10 protein-coding genes and 1 other RNA gene are annotated in these 16,400 nt (G+C 68.7%); 2 read left to right on the top strand and 9 right to left on the bottom strand.

Features of this window, described 5'->3' with window-relative positions; all coding sequences use genetic code 11:
- Positions 1-17: 17 nt before the first annotated feature.
- The 9 genes from BM140_RS10920 to BM140_RS10885 all read right to left on the bottom strand — a co-directional run bounded on the left by BM140_RS10920 (position 18) and on the right by BM140_RS10885 (position 12,876).
- Complete coding sequence (locus tag BM140_RS10920; protein WP_091945490.1) at positions 18-1,883, bottom strand: peptidoglycan D,D-transpeptidase FtsI family protein; 1,866 nt, start codon at positions 1,881-1,883, stop codon at positions 18-20.
- Positions 1,884-1,891: 8 nt separating this feature from the next.
- A complete protein-coding gene (gene ftsL / locus BM140_RS10915; RefSeq protein WP_091945487.1) occupies positions 1,892-2,320 on the bottom strand; it encodes a cell division protein FtsL in 429 nt (142 codons plus the stop codon).
- On the bottom strand, positions 2,317-3,354 hold the full coding sequence (gene rsmH / locus BM140_RS10910) for a 16S rRNA (cytosine(1402)-N(4))-methyltransferase RsmH (protein WP_091945485.1): 1,038 nt from the start codon (positions 3,352-3,354) through the stop codon (positions 2,317-2,319). The genes ftsL and rsmH overlap by 4 nt, the downstream gene beginning before the upstream one ends.
- 413 nt (positions 3,355-3,767) lie before the next feature.
- An RNA gene (gene rnpB, locus BM140_RS10905) (RNase P RNA component class A) lies at positions 3,768-4,171 on the bottom strand.
- A gap of 90 nt (positions 4,172-4,261) precedes the next feature.
- The gene (locus BM140_RS25375; protein WP_131803790.1) at positions 4,262-4,597 is read right to left on the bottom strand and encodes a hypothetical protein; all 336 of its coding nucleotides are present in this window, start codon (positions 4,595-4,597) and stop codon (positions 4,262-4,264) included.
- A gap of 245 nt (positions 4,598-4,842) precedes the next feature.
- A complete protein-coding gene (ligA, locus tag BM140_RS10900; RefSeq protein WP_091945482.1) occupies positions 4,843-7,287 on the bottom strand; it encodes an NAD-dependent DNA ligase LigA in 2,445 nt (814 codons plus the stop codon).
- 293 nt (positions 7,288-7,580) lie between these two features.
- Positions 7,581-10,748: a multidrug efflux RND transporter permease subunit gene (locus tag BM140_RS10895; RefSeq protein WP_091945479.1), complete on the bottom strand. Its 3,168-nt coding sequence runs from the start codon at positions 10,746-10,748 to the stop codon at positions 7,581-7,583.
- Positions 10,749-10,822: 74 nt separating this feature from the next.
- Positions 10,823-12,157, bottom strand: a complete 1,335-nt coding sequence (locus BM140_RS10890; RefSeq protein WP_091945476.1) for an efflux RND transporter periplasmic adaptor subunit — start codon at positions 12,155-12,157, stop codon at positions 10,823-10,825.
- A 299-nt stretch (positions 12,158-12,456) separates the two neighbouring features.
- A complete protein-coding gene (locus tag BM140_RS10885) occupies positions 12,457-12,876 on the bottom strand; it encodes a hypothetical protein (RefSeq protein WP_091945473.1) in 420 nt (139 codons plus the stop codon).
- 200 nt (positions 12,877-13,076) lie between these two features.
- On the opposite strand from BM140_RS10885, the gene BM140_RS10880 reads away from it, so the two are divergent.
- Complete coding sequence (locus tag BM140_RS10880) at positions 13,077-13,730, top strand: L,D-transpeptidase (protein WP_244535387.1); 654 nt, start codon at positions 13,077-13,079, stop codon at positions 13,728-13,730.
- Positions 13,731-14,137: 407 nt separating this feature from the next.
- On the top strand, positions 14,138-16,351 hold the full coding sequence (locus tag BM140_RS10875) for a TonB-dependent siderophore receptor (RefSeq protein ID WP_244535386.1): 2,214 nt from the start codon (positions 14,138-14,140) through the stop codon (positions 16,349-16,351).
- The last annotated feature ends 49 nt before the right edge of the window (positions 16,352-16,400 follow it).

Below are 16,400 nucleotides of genomic sequence, written 5' to 3'. Positions count from 1 at the left end.
GGGCGCCAAGCCCGTCCTTACGGCCCGCCCAACTGCGTCGCGTGGTACGCGCCGAGCTTCACCATCAGCGGGAACGGCTTGGCCGGCGCCTCGAATTTCGGCGGCAGGCCGAGCACCGGAGCGGTCCGCTCGATGATCTTGCCCGTCACCACGCCGGAATTCCAGGCGGCGGTGGCGTAGCCGCCGCTTTCCGGCAGGCCCTGCGGCTCGTCCATGATGGTGACGAAGAGATATTTCGGCTTGTCCATCGGGGCGGCGGCGGTGAAGGTCGTGAACAGGCGGTTCTTGTTGTAGCGCCCGTTGATGACCTTCTCGGCCGTGCCGGTCTTGCCGCCGACATAGTAGAGCGGCACCGCCGACTTCTTGGCCGAGCCTTCCACCGCGTTGAGGCGCATGATGAAGCGCATCGCCTCGCTGGTCTCGGGCTTGATCACCCGGGTCGCCTTGGCATGCGCCTCCTCCTCGGTGGTCTTGAGGAAGGTCGGCGTCATCAGCTCGCCGCCGTTGACGATGGCGGCCACCGCCGCCGCCGCCTGAAGGGGCGCGACCGCGAGGCCGTGGCCGAAGGCGATGGTGATGGTGTTGATCTCGGTCCAGCGCGGCGGAATGATCGGCATCGCCGATTCCGGCAGCTCGGTGCGCAGCCGGTCGAGCAGGCCCATCTTCTTCAGGAAGGCCTTGTGGCCGGGCACGCCGACGCCGAGCGCCATCTTGGCCGAGCCGATGTTGGAGGAGTGGGTGAACACCTCCGGCATGGTGATGACGCGGTTGGTGCCGTGATATTCGTGGATCTTCTGCCGGCCCCAATGCAGCACGCCGCCGCGGGTGTCGAAGGTGGAATTCACATTGTACTTGCCGGAATCGAGCGCCATGGCCAGCGTCATCGCCTTGAAGGTCGAGCCCATCTCGTAGACGCCGACATTCATCCGGTTGATGCGGTCGTCCGAGAGCGCGTCCTTCGGCTCGTTCGGATCGAAGTCCGGGTAGGAGGCGAGCGCGATGATCTCGCCGGTGTTGACGTCCATGATCATCGACGCGCCGGCCTTGGCCTTGAAGTGCTCGACGCCCTTCACGAGCTCGTCGCGCACCGCGAACTGGGCCCGCAGGTCGAGCGAGAGCTGGACCGGCTTGAGGTCGGTCTGCTTGGTGGCCAGCCCGAACTCGTTCAGCGCGCGATTGCCCTGCGTGTCGATGTACTTCTCGATGCCGGCGATGCCGACATTGTCGAGGTTGGTCACGCCGAGGATGTGCGCGGCCGCCGTGCCGTTGGGGTAGACCCGCTTGTGGTCGGGCAGGAAGCCGACGCCGGGGATGCCGAGGCGATGGACCTCGAGCTGCTGCTTCGGCGTGATCTCGCGCTTGATCCAGACGAAGCCCTTCTTCGACGACAGCTTCGCGCGGAGTTCCGCGGCGTTCAGCTCGGGCAGGACCGCGGTGAGGAGTTCCACGGCCTCGTCCCGGTCGAAGGTGCGGGCCATGCGGATGGGCTCGGCGAAGACCGAGACGGTGCGGATGTCGGTGGCCAGCATCTCGCCGTTGCGGTCGATGATGTCGGGCCGCACCGCCGTCGTCGCGGCGGCCGCCACGCGGTGGTCGTCGCTGTTGTTGGCGGGCGTCGCCGCCACCACGATCAGCCGCATCGAGATCGCGCCGAACACCGCCGCGAAAGCGAGGCCGACGATGGCGACGCGGGAATGCGAGCGCTCGATGGCGAGGCGGAACATCGTTCGGGTGAAGCGGGTGAGCGCCGAGGCCGGCGGCTCGCTCGTCACCACGCGCTCGGGGCCGGCATCCTCCTGCATCGCGACCGGCTGCGCCTCGAGCGCCGGATCGGGCATCGCCGTCTCCTGGGTGGACGGCTCCTGAGAAGAGTCGTGCGACACGGCGAACGCTACCTCGTGGCAGGTGGGCGGGTGGAGACGGTGCGGGTCGCGACGGAGCCGGTGGTGCGCGGCTCGTCGCGGGGCGTCAGCGGCTTGTCCTTGGGCGTCGCGGTCGGCGTCGCCGTGGAGGCGAGCAGCCGGCCGATCTCGTCGCCGCGGTCGGGGCGGGCCGGCAGGTCGGACAGGCGGGCGAGATGCTCGTCGCCGATCAGTTCGAGGGCGAGATGCCGCTCGACCGCCGCCTGGAGCCGGTCCGGCCGCGTCAGCAACTGCCACTCGGCCCGCAGCACCGCGATGGCCTGCCGCTCCTTGTGGAGCGCGCTCTTGAGCTTCGAGACCTGCCCGGCCTGATAGAGCGTGTCGTACTTGATCGAGTAGGCGTAGATCGCCGAGCCGATCAGGCCGGCGATCGCCAGCACGTTGAGAAGCCGGATCACCGCCGTCCCCCCTTTGGCGCAACGGGCAGGCTCGCCAGCGCCTGAATCGCGGAGAGCGGCGGCGGCGGGGCCGCCTCGGTCCGCTCGGCCGCGCGCAGCTTCGCCGAGCGGGCGCGCGGGTTGCCGTCGGTCTCGGCCTCCGAGGGCAGGACCGGGCCCTTGGTGACGAGCCGGAAGCTCTTGGGAGCCGGCGCCTCGACGCCGGGCATGTGGCGCGAGCCGTGGGATGTGCGCCCGCTGCGGGCGGCGAAGAACTGCTTGACGATGCGGTCTTCGAGCGAGTGGAACGTCACCACCGCGAGCCGCCCGCCGGGCTTCAGAATGCGCTCGGCGGCGTGCAGGCCGCGCACGAGTTCGCCGAGTTCGTCGTTGACCGCGATCCGCAGGCCCTGGAAGGCGCGGGTCGCCGGATGGATCGGGCTGCCAGGCTCAGGCCGGATCACGCTCGCCACGAGGTCGGCGAGCTGGCCCGTCGTCTCGATCCGGCCGCGGCGGCGCGCCTCCAGGATCGCGCGGGCGACCGCCCGGGAACGGCGCTCCTCGCCGAAATGATAGAAGATGTCGGCCAGCGTCGCCTCTTCCGCCTCGTTGACGATGTCGGCGGCCGACGGCCCCTCGCCGCCCATGCGCATGTCGAGCGGCCCGTCCTGCCGGAAGGAGAAGCCGCGCTCGGCCTGATCGATCTGCATCGACGACACGCCGATATCGAGCACCACCGCGTCGGCCTGCGCCTCGCCGATCCCGGCGAGCAGGGTGTCGAGATCGCCGAAGCGGCCCGGCACGAGGCGAAGCCGGCCCGCCGCCGCCCGCACCATCTCGGCGCCGGCCGCGATGGCCGTGGGGTCGCGGTCGATCGCGACGACGTGGAGGTCGGGATGGGCGTCGAGCAGCGCGCCCGTGTAGCCGCCGGCCCCGAAGGTGCCGTCGATCACGAGGCCGCCGTGGCCGGTGTCGAGCGCGGTCAGGACCTCGGCGAGAAGGACCGGGACGTGGCGGGCATGGTCGCCCTGCGGGCGGCGCGGCGCCCGGCTCATCGGCCGGTCTCCCGAGAGGTGAGTCGTTCGGCGCGGGGCCGCGGGGCGGCTCCGACGGTCTCCGGCGGGGGAGATTGCATGATGGCCTGCTGCGTGGGCGGACCACACAGCCGCGGCCCGGACGATGGTGACGTTGCCGGTGCGTCGGCCCTGGACACGCGCGCGACCCCTCGTCAGGCAACCTGAACGAGTGTCGGCCGATCCGATATCGGGCGTCAACGGGATGGCGCGGGGTAACATAGGCCCTCGAAACGCGTCAACGAACTCGGCCATGCGGGCGGTCCCGGATCAGACCCCAGCAAGGTTAACCGAGCGTCAATGCGGGGCGTAAATGTCGAGCAGGCACGGGCGGCGGAAGGGCTCCTGCATCGCTCAGGCCATGGTGGGCCGACGCGTTTTCGGTTTTCGGAGGGTGGATCAGCCGGCCTGTAAGCCGGGTTCTGTAGGGCTCATGAGCGAACCCATGAGCGTGGCAGCCATTCCTCTGGGACGGTCGTTTCCGACCGCCTCGAGCAACCAACCCGGGCGACGGGCCTGGAGAGCGGGCCTGCCCTCCCCCGAGGGGAAGGGCGTGTCGCCCCTATTCGGTTTTGCTCCCGGTGGGGTTTGCCGTGCCGTCCGCGTTGCCGCGTCCGCGGTGCGCTCTTACCGCACCCTTTCACCCTTACCCCGACAGGCCACGAGGGCCTGCGGGGCGGTCTGCTCTCTGTGGCACTGTCCCTGGGGTCGCCCCCGCCGGAGGTTATCCGGCACCGCCTCTCCATGGAGCCCGGACTTTCCTCCCCGCTGCAAGCGGAGCGGCTGCCCGGCCGACTGATCCGGCGCCGGACTTGCGCCGGGCGGGGGGCGGGGTCAAGCGGGGAGATGCGCCGGTGATGTTCCTCCCGCGAAATTCCGGCGGTCGGGGTCAATCCGGTTTTGGTGTCTCCCAGTCCGAATCTGCCGCTATACCGTTGATGGTAACCTCTGGATCAAAATCCATCCCAGCATAAACTTGTACGCTGCCTTCACAGTAGCCGATGGAGTATGGCGCGCCTTCTAGATTTGCATTAATGACCATTAATTCGCCTGGTTTAAGAAGATACCGATCGGGGCGAATCTCTATATAAACTTCAAGCGTCTTATTTGTATAATTTGTTATTTCTATCTTATGTCTTGCTTTCGAGGCATCTGTTGTTTTAATTCTGCCGCGCCAGCGCCTCATAAAATCGTATATTTTCGTGGAGAAACCCGCTGACAGCATTTAATAAATTTCCAGAAGTGAAATTCGTGCTGGTATTTTAGTGCCAGATTCACCCGCTGCGATAGCGGGAAAGATTCAAGTGTCGCTCCTCGCGGCCTTTAGATGAGCCTCGTGGAGGGCGTGCAGTTCCACGAAGACTTGCTCGGCCAGGACGGCCGGACTTGGATCATCCAGGGCCTCCCGCACCCACGCGCGCAAGGTCGAGTCGTCCATCCTCTCGTGGTCGCGGGTGCCCTGCCCCGTCCTCATGTCTGCGCCAGCATCCCGAGCCATTCGTCCTCCGACACCACTTTTACGCCGTGCTTCTCGGCATCCTTGAGCTTCGAGCCGGCGCCCGGGCCGGCGACGACGAGGTCGGTCTTGGCCGAGACCGAGCCCGAGACCTTGGCGCCCAGCCGCTCGGCGGTGGCCTTGGCCTCGCTGCGGGTCATCTTTTCGAGCGTGCCGGTGAAGACCACGGTCTTGCCGGAAAACGCCGCCGCCGAGGCCGAGGCTTCGAGCGGCGTCGTCTCGACCTCGGCGAGCAGCGCCAGCACCGCATCCCGGTTGTGGTCTTCGGAAAAGAACTGGATCAGCGAGTCGGTGGCGACGGGGCCGATCTCGCCGTCGTCGGCGAAGACGCGGTAGGCGTCGCCGGGCTTCTGGCCCGACGCCCGCTCCAGCGCGGCCTCGGCCTCCGCCTCGCTGCCGTAATGGGCCAGCACCGCCTCGCGCTGCGACGGCGTGAGCCGCGCCCGCAGCCGCGCGCCGAGGCTCAAGCCCTCGATCTGCTCGCCGGGCGTCGGGTCGAGGGTCTCGAACAGCCGGTCGCGGGTGCCGGGGCCGATCCGCGGCAGGGCCGACAGCTCCAGCCAGTCGCGGCCGGCCTGGGCCGCCGCGGCCGCGTCGAGGGCCGTCATCAGGGCCCGCATGTCGGGAAAACGCTTGGCGAGCGCCTTGGCGGTCGACTCGCCGATCTGCGGGATGCCGAGCGCGAACAGGAAGCGGTTCAGCGCGATCTGCCTGCGCGCGTCGAGCGAGGCGAGCAGGTTGTGGATCGCCTTGTCCTCCTCCTCGCCCTTCTTCTTGGTCGGCTTCTTCTGGGGCGGCTCGCCTTCCGCCCGGCGCTGCGCCGAGAGTTCTTCGCGCCGGGCGACGATGGCGGTCTTCAGCGGCTCGAATTTCAGCCGGAACAGGTCGGCGGGCTGGCGCACGAGGCCCTTGTCGAACAGCACCTCGATATAGGTCTGCCCGAACCCTTCGAGATCGAAGCCGTTGCGCGAGACGAAGTGCTTGAGCCGTTCCAGCCCCTGCGCCGGGCAGATCAGGCCGCCGGTGCAGCGCCGCACCGCGTCGATCTTCTTCGTGCGCGGGTTTAGCTCCCGCACCGCCCGGCTGCCGCAGGCCGGGCAGGTCTCGGGGAAGACGTACGGCACGGCGTCGGCCGGACGCTTGTCGATGACGACGTCCATGACCTTGGGGATCACGTCGCCCGCGCGCACCACGATGACGGTGTCGCCGACGCGGATGTCGCGGCCCTCGCGGATCGGCTCGCCGTCGCCGCCGACGCCCTGCACGTAGCCCTCGTTGTGGAGGGTCGCGTTCGACACCACCACGCCGCCGACGGTGACGGGCTTGAGGCGCGCCAGCGGGTTGAGCGAGCCGGTGCGGCCGACATTGATGTCGATGGCGAGCAACTGCGTGATGGCTTCCTGCGCGGCGAATTTATGGGCCAGCGCCCAGCGCGGCGCGCGGGAGACGAAACCGAGGCGCTTCTGAAGGGCGAGGTCGTCCACCTTGTAGACGACGCCGTCGATGTCGTAGCCGAGATCGGCCCGCTCGGCCTCGATCGCGCGGTAATGCGCGATCATCTCGTCCGCCGACCGGCATAGCTTGGTGCGCGGGTTCACCGGCAGGCCCCAGCCGCGGAACCGGTCGAGCACCGCCGATTGGCTGTCCGCGAAGGGCTCCGAGACCTCGCCCCAGGCATAGGCGAAGAAGCGCAAGGGGCGGGACGCGGTGATCGCCGCATCCTTCTGACGAAGCGACCCCGCGGCGGCGTTGCGCGGGTTGGCGAAGGTCGGCAGCCCCGCCTCCTCCTGCCGCGCGTTGATGGCGGCGAAGTCGGCATGCGAGAGATAGACCTCGCCGCGCACCTCCAGCACCGCCGGCCAGCCCGAGCCCGCGAGCGTCTCCGGGATGTCGTCCACGGTCCGGGCATTGGCCGTGACCTTCTCGCCGACCTCGCCGTCGCCGCGGGTGGCCGCCGTGTCGAGCCGTCCGTCGAGGTAGCGCAGCGACAGCGACAGCCCGTCGATCTTCGGCTCGGCGGTGAAGGCGACCGGCTCCTCCGCGCCGAGATTGAGGAAGCGCCGCACGCGGGCGACGAACTCCTCCACCTCCTCGTCGGCAAAGGCGTTGCCGAGGGAGAGCATCGGCACCGCGTGCCGCACCTTCTCGAAGCGACTCGACGGCTTGGCGCCGACCGACACCGAGGCGCGGCCGGTGCCGGCGAGGGCGGGGAAGCGCACCTCGATCAGTTCGAGTTCGCGGCGCAGCGCGTCGTACTCGGCGTCCGAGATCTCGGGTGCGTCCTCGCCGTGATAGAGCCGGTCGGCCTCGGCGATCTCCTCCGAGAGCGCGGCATGGCGGGCGCCCGCCGCCTCCTCGGTGAGGGCGTCGACGGCGGCGGAGATCGGGGAGCGCGACATGGGCGCGTTCTAGCGCAGGCGCAGGTCCTGGGTAGCCGCTTTTGCGGGTGATCCCCCTTATCCCGAGGGCCGCTGATGCCCTCGTGTCAGCACCCGGCGCTCTCCTCCCCGCAATGGGGAGGGGAACGCGCGCTTGCCGCCGATCCGTCAGTTCGACGAAAATCTGCGAGGCATCATAATAGCTTGGAGCCGTGTCCTCGATCCTGGGATCAGAAAGACACGGCTCCCGGTCTCCGATCTGCAACGTTTCATTAACGCAAGGCGTCAACCGCCTCGCGCCAAGGCGTTTTCGCCTACTCCGCCGGCACCGAATGCCCGTGGCCATGCACCGCCCCCGGCGCCGCCTCGACGTTGTCGCCGGCGGCGACCTCCTTCGGTTTGAAGAGGCGCATCACCACCACGAAGAAGACCGGCACGAAGAACACCGCCAGCACCGTCGCGGTGATCATGCCGCCCATCACGCCGGTGCCGATGGCCTGCTGGCTTTTTGACGCCGCGCCGGTGGCGATGGCCAGCGGCACCACGCCGAAGATGAAGGCGAGCGAGGTCATCACGATCGGGCGGAAGCGCAGGGTCGAGGCCTGGATCGTCGCCTGGACGATGTTGGTGCCGGGCTTCCACAGGTCGCGGGCGAATTCCACGATCAGGATCGCGTTCTTGGCCGACAGGCCGATGATCGTGATGAGGCCGATCTTGAAATAGACGTCGTTGGGCATCTCCCGCAGGTACACCGCCGCCACCGAGCCGATCACGCCGAGCGGGATCACCAAGAGCACCGAGAACGGGATCGACCAGCTCTCGTAGAGCGCGGCCAGGCACAGGAAGACGATCAGCACCGAGAGGGCGAGCAGGAGCGAGGCTTGGCTTCCCGCCTGCTTCTCCTGCTGCGACTGGCCGGTCCAGACATAGCCGAAGCCCTTGGGCAGCTGCTGCATCAGCCGCTCCATCTCGGCGATGGCCTCGCCCGAGGTGTAGCCGGCCTTCGGCTCGCCGGTGAAGCGCACCGACTGGTAGCCGTTGAAGCCGACGATCTGGCTCGGGCCCATGCTCCATTTCAGGTCGGCGAAGGAGGACATCGGCACCATCGTGCCCTGGCTGTTCTTCACCGCGTAGTTGAGGATGTCGGTCGCCTGCATGCGCTGGAGCTGTTCGGCCTGCACGTAGACGCGCTGCATCTTGCCCCGGTTGGGGAAGTCGTTGGTGTAGACCGAGCCGAGATTGACCTGGATCGCGTCGTTGATGTCCTCGAACTTGACGCCGAGCGCCGCCGCCTTCTCGCGGTCGATGACGAGCTCGGCCTGGGGCGTCGGCGGCAGGCCCTCGATCTTCACCGCCTTGAGGATCGGGCTCTGCTTGGCGAGCGCCAGCAACTGCGCCTCGGCGGCGGTCAGCGCCGAATAGCCCTTCTGGGCGCGGTCCTGCAGGCGGAACGAGAAGCCCGCCGCGTTGCCGAGGTTGTCCACCGGCGGCGGCTCCTGGGCGTCGACGATCGCGTCGCGGTAGCCGGCGAGCGCCGCGTTGGTGCCGGCCACGAGCGCGACCGCGGAATTGGCTGCGTCGCGCTCGGACCAGGGCTTCAGGGTGACGAAGGCCTGGGACAGGTTCGGGCCCTGGCCGGAGAACGAGAAGCCGTTGAGCATCGTCACCGTGGCGACCCCCGGCTGGGCCATCAGGTGCTCCTCGACCTTGCGCACGGCGGCCTGCGTCCGGTTGAACGAGGCCCCCGGCGGGGTCTGGATGTCGACGGTGAAGAAGCCCTGGTCCTCCAGCGGCAGGAAGCCCTCGGGCAGCCGCATGAAGGCGAAGGCGGTGCCGGCCACCAGCGCCAGGTAGATCATCATCACCCGGCCGGACTTCCTGATGCACCACGCGGTGCCGCGGCCGTAACGCGCCGTCTCGCGGTCCACGATCCGGTTGAACCAGCCGAAGAAGCCCGTTTTCGCGTGGCCGTGGCCCTTCTCGATGGGTTTCAGGAAGGTGGCGCAGAGCGCGGGCGTCAGCGACAGGGCGAGCAGCGCCGAAAAGCCGATCGAGGTGACCATCGCGATCGAGAACTGGCGGTAGATGATGCCGACCGAGCCGGGGAAGAACGCCATCGGGATGAACACGGCGACCAGCACAAGGGTGATGCCGATGATAGCGCCGGTGATCTGGCTCATCGCCTTGCGGGTGGCCTCCTTCGGGGGAAGCCCCTCCTCGGCCATGATGCGCTCGACGTTCTCGACCACGACGATGGCGTCATCGACGAGGATGCCGATGGCCAGCACCATGCCGAACATCGTCAGCACGTTCACCGAGAAGCCCGCAAGCAGCATCACGGTCACGGTGCCCATCAGGGCGATCGGCACGACGATGGTCGGGATCAGGGTGTAGCGGATGTTCTGCAGGAACAGGAACATCACGATGAAGACCAGCACCACCGCCTCGACCAGGGTCATCATGACCTTCTTGATCGAGGCCTTCACGGCCGGCGTGATGTCGTAGGGGATGTCCCACTTCAGGCCCGGCGGGAAGAACTGCGACAGCTCCTCCATCTTGGCCCGGATGGCGCCCGCGGTCTGGAGCGCGTTGCCGTCGGGGGCGAGCGTCACCGAGATGCCCGCGGCCTCGCCGCCGTTCAGCCGGGTCGAGAACTGGTAGGCGTCGCCGCCGAGTTCGATCCGGGCGACGTCGCGCAGGCGCACGTTCGAGCCGTCGGAATTGGCCCGCAGCACGATGGCGCCGAAATCCTCCACCGTGCTGAGCTGGCCCTTCACCACGATGGGGGCGAAGGTGGCGTGATCGACCGGGCTCGGCTGGGCGCCGACGGCACCGGAGGCGATCTGGATGTTCTGGTTGCGGATCGCGTCGGTCACGTCGTCGGGCGTGAGCGAGAGGCCGCGCAGCTTGTCGGGATCGACCCAGACGCGCAACGAGCGCTCCGTCGAGTAGAGCGTCGCACGGCCCACGCCCGGAATGCGGCGGATCTCGTTGAGGACGTTGCGCATCAGGAAGTCGCCGAGCCCGATCTCGTCCATCTTCCCGTCGGTCGAGACCAGGGTGATGATGTTCAGCGTCGCGGCCGAGGCTTCCTCGACGAGGATGCCGTTCTGGCGGACTTCCGCGGGCAGGCGCGCCTCGACGCGCTTCAGGCGGTTCTGCACCTCGACCGAGGCCAGGGCCGGATCGGTGCCGGGCTCGAAGGTCGCCGTGATGTTGATCGAGCCGAACGAGTCGGTGGTCGACTCGAAGCTCATGATGTTGGCCGCCCCGTTCAGCTCGTCCTCGATGAGCCGGGTCGTGCCGGTATAGAGGCTCTCCACCGAGGCGCCGGGGAAGGCGGTCGACAGCGCGATCGAGGGCGGGGCGATCACCGGATACTGCGCCACCGGCAGCATCGGGATCGAGAGCGCGCCGCCCAGGATGATGAACAGCGCGACGACCCAGGCGAAGACCGGGCGGTCGATGAAGAAGCGGGCCATGGGGCTCGGGGCGTCCTATTCGATGAGCGGAGCGGCGGACCCATGGGTCCGCCGAGGGCGCGGCGTCCGAACGATCAGTCCTGGAACTGGTGGGCGACCGGGCGGGGGACCGAGCCGGTGGCGGCTTCCTTGTCGTGCGCCTTCTCCTGCCCGTCGGTGTCGTGGCTGTCGGCGTCGACCGGCTTGCCGGCATCGGGCGAGGCCTCGGTCTTCCAGCGGATGGTCTTCACCTCGGTGCCGGCGACGATCTTCTGGAAACCCTCGACCACGACCTTCTGGCCGGCTTCCAGCCCCTCGCGGATCAGCCAGTTGCCGCCGACCACGGGGCCGACCTCGACCGGCTGGAGCATGACCTTGCCGTCGTCCTTGACGACCCAGACCTCGGGCTTGCCGTCGTTGGAGCGCTGGATCGCCTGCTGCGGCACCGCGATGGCGTCGGAATCGATCCCCTGCTTGATCCGGGCGCGGACATACATGCCCGGAAACAGCTCGTCGTGCGGGTTGGGGAACTGCACGCGCAGGGTCACCTGACCGGTGCTCGGGTCGGCGGTGACGTCGGAGAACAGCAGGCGCCCGGCGGAGCCGTAGAGCGTGCCGTCGTCCATGATGAGATGGACGTTCGCCGTATCGTGGCTGAGCTTCGACAATTCGCCCGAGGCGATATCGCGGCGCAGCTTGTTCAGCTCGCCGACCGACTGGGTGATGTCGACATAGATCGGGTCGAGCTGCTGGATCGTGGCCAGCACGCCGGTCGAGCCGGATTCGATCAGGGTGCCCTCGGTCAGCAGCGCCCGGCCGATGCGGCCGGAGATCGGTGCCCGCACCTCGGTCCACGAGAGGTTGAGCTTGGCCCGGTCGCGGGCGGCCTTGGCGCCGGCGACCTCGGCCTCCGCCTGCTTCTTGGCGGCGAAGGCCGTGTCGTACTGCGCCTGGCTCGCGGTGTTGCGGGCGAGCAGGGTCTCCAGGCGCTCGGCCTGTTGGTTGGCGAGCACGAGCGCGGCCTCGCGGTTGGCCAGCGTCGCCTCCTGGCTCGCCAGCTCGACCTGATAGGGGGCCGGGTCGATCTTGTAGAGGATGTCGCCCTCGTTGACCTGGCTGCCCTGCTCGAACAGCCGCTTCACGACGAGGCCGGAGACGCGGGAGCGCACCTCGGCGATGCGCATCGGCGCGACGCGGCCGGGCAGGTCGCGGACATAGGGGATCGGCTGCGGCTTGACCGTGACGACGCTGACCTCCGGGGGCGGCAGCGGCACCGGGGCGGCGGCCTTCTGCTCGTTGCAGGCCGAGACCGCGACCAGCACGGCGCTGACCAGCAGCGTGGCCGGAACGGTCCAGCGGGAGCGTTGGCGCCCGGTCTCGGACCCGGCGGGGCCGGGGAGAATCTCGGGCGTCTGGGGGGACGGCGTCACGATGGGGTCGCTCCTAACGATACGCTCGACGCGTGCCGCCGCCTGCGGATTGCGGGGGCGGACTCGTGTCAGGGATCACGGCCGGCCCCGGACGGGACGCTTGGGAGCCGTGGCAATCGCCGGGCCAGAGCGGTGGAACGCGCGTCTGGGCCCGTCGGAAGGATGCCGGGGGCATCCGGGAGGGAGACGGCCGAGGAACGCCGTCCTTTACGGTCGGGCGCATCCTGGGGCGCAAGTTTGGCATTCCCACGACGAACGGGGAGGCCCTCGGCCCGGATGCGTCGCCGCGACGCGTCGGTTCAGGCCCTGGGCGGGCGCTCGAGCAGCGGGTGGTCGGTGCCGGACGGGAGGACATCGGAGCGAGGGCGGCCGCACGCCCCGGCCGCATCCGGCACCGGCTCGGCCACGACCGGGCCGAGCCGCCAATGCGTCTCGGATTCGTCGAGATCGAGCGCGGCACGGTCGAGGCGCTGGCCGGTTTCGGCTTCCCGGTCGGTGCGCTGCTCGAAGGCGATCTCGTTGAGCGGGCTGTCCGCGAAGGACGCATCGGCCGGCAGGCCGAGCACGACGAGCAGGCTCATCAGCCCGGCCAGAAAGGACAGGACGAGGCGGGTCGGGAGGCCTGCGGTCGCGTGGCCGGAACGGGCTGTGCGGGTGAGAAGCGTCACGGTGATGCGAGTGTGGGGGACGAAATCGTTCCGTTCAATCGACTGCGACATTCTGGCCGATCCGTCTGCCGAGGGATGATTCGTCTCCGGGAACGTCAAGAATCATACGGACTTGCCGGCTCACCATCGCCCGTTCCGTAAACGGATCGTCAGCGATCCAACGCAGGGCGGCATCCCATTCGCTGCGGGTGTTGCCCAAATCCCACGCTTTTGCCTTCCTCCTGCCCCCTCCCCCGGCCCAGAAACCGGTCATGGCCCGGGCGCGGACGACGCCGGGCCGACCCTTCGAGGAGGACTCGACCGTGACGAACCGTCATCCGCGGCTTCATGCGAGACTGCCGCGCCTCGCGGCCGCCCTGGCTCTGGGCGGCGCTCTCGCCGGCACCCTGGGCGCCGCGCCCGCCCGCGCCGACCTGCTCGACAGCGGGCCGATCGCCGACTTCATCAACGTGTTCAAGACGCAGGCCATCCCCCGCGAGACGGTGGCCTATGCCGGCAAGGAGAAGCCCGGCACCATCGTGGTCTCGACCTCGCAGCGGCGGCTCTACTACGTGCTCGGCGGCGGCGCGGCGATCCGCTACGGCGTCGGCGTCGGGCGGCGCGGCTTCTCGTGGTCGGGCACCAAGACGGTCACGGGCAAGAAGGAATGGCCGGATTGGCGCCCCCCGGCGCAGATGCTCGCCCGCCGCCCCGACCTGCCGCGCTACATGGCCGGCGGCCAGGACAATCCGCTCGGGGCGCGGGCGATGTATCTCGGCTCCTCGCTCTACCGCATCCACGGCTCCAACGAGCCGGAGACGATGGGCGCGGCGGTCTCCTCCGGCTGCATCCGCATGACCAACAAGGACGTGGTCGATCTCTACGACCGGGTGAAGGTCGGCACCAAGGTGATCGTCAAGGACTGACGCCTCTACCGGCGCCCGCTGCGGCGGGCGCCCCCTCCCCGGCGGGAGGCCCGTCGCTCGACGGGCGACGCGGCCCGCGGCGAGCTCCGCGTTCTTCGGGACGACCCGCGCGGGCGCGGGGTTCGCGGCCCTCATCCCGATGAAGAGCTGGGAATGGGCCGAAGGCGCGGTCTTGCCGCGCGCCCGGATGGTCCTACGCTTTGCTCGGATGTGCCGGTCTGTGTGGCCCCGCGGCCACAATCCCCCGCCTCGGGACGATCTTTTAGAATCTCTCGAAACGGGTGCAGGACCATTCTGGAATGGTTCAAGGCGGGCCGTCGACACGGCGGTCCCCTACAGCTTGACCGTAAATGTTGCTGCATCGTAACCGCCGCGGATCGACGTGCCGGCACGAGTTCCCCGCAGCTATGATGTTCGAAGAAAAAAGAAAAATCCGGATCGGGCTCGGCCGGGGTGCTCTGCTTGCGGTTGTGGCGGGCGCCGGGTCGAGTGTGGTGCCGGGCTCCGCCGCTGCGCAGCAGGCCGCGGCCGGAACGCAGGAAGTGGTGCTGGAGGAGTTGTCCGTCGTGGGCGAGGGCCGCGGCGCGGGCAACGGGCCGGCCGGCGGGTTCGGCGTGCCGCGGCTGAAGGCCGACGGCTACCTCGCGCGGGACGGCGTCAGCGCCACGCGCACCCAGACGCCGCTACGCGAGGTGCCCCAGACCGTCGTCGTGGTGCCGGCCCAGGTGCTCACGGATGCGGCGGCGACGCGGGTGGACAGCGCCCTCGACCTCGCGGGCGTCGGCCGGGCCAACAATTTCGGCGGGCTCGGCCTGTCGGAATTCACGATCCGCGGCCTCGCCACGGGCGAGTATTACCGCAACGGCTTCCCGATCAACCGCGGCTATCCGAACTCGCCCGACGTCGCCTCGATCGAGCGCATCGAAGTGCTGAAAGGCCCTTCCGCCTTCCTCTACGGAAGGGGCGACCCCGGCGGCACCTTCAACATCGTCACCAAGCAGCCCCTGGCGGAGCGCTCCCTGTGGGTGGGCCAGCAGATCGGCAGTTTCAACGCCAAGCGCACCACCTTCGATGCCACCGGCCCCCTCGACGCGGAGGGCCAGGTGCTCGCCCGCCTCACCGGCGCCTACGAGAACAACGGCAGTTTCCGCGATTTCGTCTCCAGCGACCGCTATTACCTCGCGCCGGTGATCGCCTGGAAGCCCACCGCCGACACCACGGTCACCCTGGAGGGCGAGGTTCTCAGCACCGCCCAGCCCCTCGACCGCGGCATCGTGCCGATCAACGGTAACCTGCGGGCGGTGCCGCGCAACCGCTTCCTCGGTGAGCCCGGTATCCCGCCGATGCGCAACGACAACGCGCTCGGCCAACTGCGCATCGAGCACAAGATCGATCCGGACTGGGTCGTCACCGCCGGGGCGCAGGTGCTGGGCGGGAATATCCAGGGCTACGGCGTCGGCGTGCGGGGCGAGCGCATCTCCCCCTCCGTCGTCAGGCGCGTCTCGGAGTATCGCGATCTGACGTGGTCGGACATCGACCTTCAGCTCAACCTCGCGGGCAAGTTCGAGACCGGTCCCTTCCGCCACACCCTGCTCATGGGTCTCGAATACGACAGCTATCGATACCGGGAGGTGTTCGCCCGCTCGAACGTGAATGACTTTCCGTTCGGACTCGACCTGCTGGCTCCTCGCTATGGCCAGTCTCTCCCGCCGATCGCCCAACCGCCGGTCACTAACTTCCTCCAGGACACGCAGAGCATCGCCGGCTACGTCCAGGACCAGATCGACATCACGCCGCGCCTCCACGCTCTGGTCGGCGTGCGGATCGAGGATCTCAGCCTCGTCTCAACCAACTACAACGCGGTTCCGGCCGGGACCGTGAACCCGGCGAGCCGACAGGCGACGGTGGCCACGCCTCGCTTCGGCCTCGTCTACGATCTCACCGATACGGTCTCGGTCTATGGCAACTACGCGCAGTCGTTCCGGCCCAATACCGGTACCGATGCGAGAGGGCAGCCGCTCCCCTTCCAAGGGGGCGAAGGCATCGAAGCCGGTGCCAAGGTCGTCCTGCTCGACGGTCGCCTGAGCGTCGACGCAGCAGTCTTCGACATCCGGCGCACTAACGTGCCGACCGTGGAGTCGTCCGGCTCGGCCAACTTCGTGGCAGCGGGTGAAATCCGCAGCCGCGGCTTCGACCTGAGCGTTGCTGGCTATCTCGCACCGGGTTGGCGGGTGTTCGGTACATACACCTATGCCGATGCCGAAGTGACGCGGGACCGGTCGATCCCGGTCGGAACCCGCCTCGCCAACGTGCCGACCGATAGCTTCGCGGTGCAGAGCGTTTATGAGTTCCAGAGCGGCGACCTGCGCGGGCTCGGGCTCGGCGGCGGGGTCACCTATGTCGGGGCTCGCAACGCCGGGACGGCGGCGGCGACGTTCCGCCTACCCGAATACACGACGGTCAACCTGATCTCGTATTACTGGATCACGCCGGAGGTGAAGCTTTACCTCAATGTCGAGAACCTGCTCGACGCGACCTATTACGACCGCGCCTTCCAGAACCTCTACGCCACGCCGGGCCTGCCGCGGGCGATCATGGGCGGCGTCGCCGCCCGGTTCTGAGACGTCTCGCCTGCGCCGACGCTTGAGCCGTGGCGCCGGGGCGTGTACG

The sequence above is a fragment of the Methylorubrum salsuginis genome, from assembly GCF_900114375.1.
Taxonomy (GTDB): Bacteria; Pseudomonadota; Alphaproteobacteria; order Rhizobiales; family Beijerinckiaceae; genus Methylobacterium; species Methylobacterium salsuginis.
The sequence above is the reverse complement of the archived record's forward strand: the minus strand, read 5'-3'. Positions and strand labels throughout refer to the sequence as shown.